Origin of the sequence: Escherichia sp. TW14182 (assembly GCF_000208525.1) — a bacterium.
In the GTDB taxonomy this organism is placed as follows: Bacteria; Pseudomonadota; Gammaproteobacteria; order Enterobacterales; family Enterobacteriaceae; genus Escherichia; species Escherichia ruysiae.
Genome location: NZ_AEJZ01000455.1, coordinates 1 through 2,877, shown reverse-complemented (window position 1 = coordinate 2,877; position 2,877 = coordinate 1). Strand labels below are relative to the sequence as shown.

General features: G+C 49.9%; 3 protein-coding genes. 2 read left to right on the top strand and 1 reads right to left on the bottom strand.

The window, feature by feature from the left end:
- Positions 1 to 68: 68 nt before the first annotated feature.
- On the top strand, positions 69 to 794 hold the full coding sequence (locus EQY_RS0123165; RefSeq protein WP_001066962.1) for a tyrosine-type recombinase/integrase: 726 nt from the start codon (positions 69 to 71) through the stop codon (positions 792 to 794).
- 284 nt (positions 795 to 1,078) lie between these two features.
- On the opposite strand, the gene EQY_RS0123160 is transcribed toward EQY_RS0123165, so the two are convergent.
- Entirely contained in the window at positions 1,079 to 1,828 is a 750-nt protein-coding gene (locus EQY_RS0123160; RefSeq protein ID WP_502525947.1) for a RepB family plasmid replication initiator protein, read from the bottom strand.
- Here EQY_RS0123160 and EQY_RS27555 point away from each other — a divergent pair.
- Positions 1,794 to 2,123, top strand: coding sequence for a hypothetical protein (locus EQY_RS27555; RefSeq protein WP_502525946.1), 330 nt, complete (start codon positions 1,794 to 1,796; stop codon positions 2,121 to 2,123). The genes EQY_RS0123160 and EQY_RS27555 overlap by 35 nt on opposite strands.
- The last annotated feature ends 754 nt before the right edge of the window (positions 2,124 to 2,877 follow it).

The following is a 2,877-nucleotide window of genomic DNA, read 5'->3' as shown; positions in this document are numbered from 1 at the left end:
TAAATCAGTAAGTTGGCAGCATCACCCTGTATCCATAAACAGTGTGTGTGCTACGTGAAAAATAACTCATGAACAATGTCATTCCCCTGCAGAATTCACCAGAACGCGTTTCGTTGTTGCCGAACGCCCCGGGCGTTGATTTTGCGACCGCCGTGGCATTACGAGGCATGGCCACCTCCACCGGTGCCACCCTGGCCTATCTTCTGACCCCGGAAGTGAGCGTCCTCTTCTGGTATATGCCCGACCAGCGACATCACATGCTGTTCACCACTATGTGGAACACTGGTATTCGTATCGGAGAAGCCAGAACGCTGCCCCCGGAGTCGTTTGATCTCGACGGGTTAAGACCATTTGTGCGGGTGCAGTCAGAAAAAGTCCGCGCGCGACGCGGACGCCCGCCAAAAGATGAAGTCAGCCTGGTTCCGCTGACAGATATAAGCTATGTCAGGCAGATGGAAAGCTGGATGATCACCACCCGGCCCCGTCGTCGTGAACCATTATGGGCCGTGACCGACGAAACCATGCGCAACTGGCTGAAGCAGGCTGTCAGACGGGCCGAAGCTGACGGGGTACACTTTTCGATTCCGGTCACACCACACACCTTCCGGCACAGCTATATCATGCACATGCTCTATCACCGCCAGCCCCGGAAAGTCATCCAGGCACTGGCTGGTCACAGGGATCCACGTTCGATGGTGTTTGCGCTGGATATGGCTTCCACGCTGGCAGTGCCTTTCACAGGTGACGGGCGGGATGCTGTAGAGATTCTGCGTACACTGCCTCCCCTGAAGTGATGGTATACACGCTTCCTTATATAAGCAGTGGTAAGCAGAACAGACATAACATAAGCTGGAGCAGGTAGATAAGCTGTAGTGAGTAAGTCATGTTTTATAAAGTGAGCAATGCCTCTGCATCGGGTTACGGGGCGACTTATGTAAGGAACAGGCAGATGGCAGCTCAGCCACAGACCGTACAGCAGGAAATTGAATATAAACTACAGTGAGCACATCATTCACTGCAGCTATTAATATAAACTGTAGTCAGTAAAGAGTCTCTCTTATCTGACTACAGTTTATGTTCAGCGGGATTTGAAGAGTTTTTCCAGGTCATCCAGCGTGATGCCCAGTTTTTCAAGCAGGGCAAGCTTCTCCGCCATCTCCGGACTGACTTTTTCCGTAGGTGAAGGTGGCAACGGATTTTCCTTACTCTCATCACTTGGCGCTTTTAACCGGGGGCGCCGGTAGTGAATACAGAAGAATTTTGTTCGCCCCCGCAGGATCTCCGTGTAATCAAGGTATCCAATCTCGCGCAACTGCTCCATTGCCCGTCTTACCGTCTGGTTCTGGGAAAATACCGGAGACTTCAGATTGAGGCGGGCACGCAGCCGCGCCAGCGATATCGGTGCCGGATCCCGGGGCAGGCTCTCTATAAAGGTGTAAAGTGCCTGGGCGGACTCCCGTCGCTTCAGGGCATTAATCGCCTTAAGCTGAAGAAGAACCTTTCTGTCAAACTGGTATAGTTCAAAAAGGCGGGGATCAGCCTGTAACTGAACAATATCCCGTTCAGTATCGTAGTAGGCTGACTGTACCAGATGGGTGATGTATTCCCGTGTGTGCTTCTCGTCGGTGCGGGAAAAGGAGATCACGGTACCTGCAATACGCTTCAGGGAAGGACTGATGCGGTCGCGAAGCCTGCGTGATGACTGGCTTGAAGGTATACCGCAAAGTTTTGCAAACTCGACAAAAGGCAGTTCAACTTTATCTCCAATCACGTTATGGCGGGCAAAGGAATGAATGATCCCCACCCAGGTCTTGAAATCGTTATCCATATCCAACCGGGGGCCAGTGATCTCAACCTTATCAAACCCTTCAGCCCGTGCCAGAGAAAGACGCGTCAGTTCTTCCGTGGCATCGGTACGTGACAGTGTATTTTTTTTACTGTTCTTCAGTGACTTAAGGGTGGGTACAAAGACGCCAAGACGCATCAGCGCCACAGGCTGTACGGTGTTGTTATTGTTTGGTGTCAGTGTCACCAGCTCACCGGAGGACTTATCCACCTCGCCGAACAGTTTTTTGATGTCTGAATTTTCGTTTTCCAGAAAGCCTCCTGTCTGTGGACAGTAAAAGAATAAACAGAAAATCGTGTGTCAGAACTCCGCTAACTGACTGAAGAAAAACCTGCAGCCTGTATTTAACAGCTGAGCCTGGTGTACTGACCATAGTTTATGTCATTAACTTACTTCAGTATATGCATTACTGAATACAGCTTATCATTAACCTGTTACAGTTTATCCATAACATGCCATAGCTTATGTGAACGTGGTTCCGGCCCATAAGTGACAAGGCTTGCAGTGATGTGAGGATCTTTTAATGGATCCTATATTGATCATTCATGGATCTGTTTACTGGATCGGGGCTCTGGATATGTGGATAAATCATTACAGGAAGACAGTATACACAACCGTTAGAGCGTACCTGCTCACTGTGACTACAGATACATTGCGCTTCCTCGCCGGTTCGCGGGCTTTGCCCGGTCACCGGTCTGCGGCGAGCACTGTTTTTTCTGATGTCTGTATTTACAGGTAATTTTCGATTCAATCTGCCGTACTTCCTGAACGTACGGTCATATCCGAAGTACACTTCATATGTTTGTTTCAATGCCAGGGATTGTGTATACAAACTACAGGCAAAGTCTGGTTATCACCGGTGGTGGGCTGCTTCAATGGAAAAGTTGTGAACGGATTGACACCATGCCTGATAACTCTGTCGTGTTGTCAGCGCCAGTGATATTTGCCATTTTCATGCCCGCTAAACCGCGCACAAAAGCTCTCTCATGGCTGAAAGCGGGTATGGCTTAGCAGGGCGGGGATGGGATAGG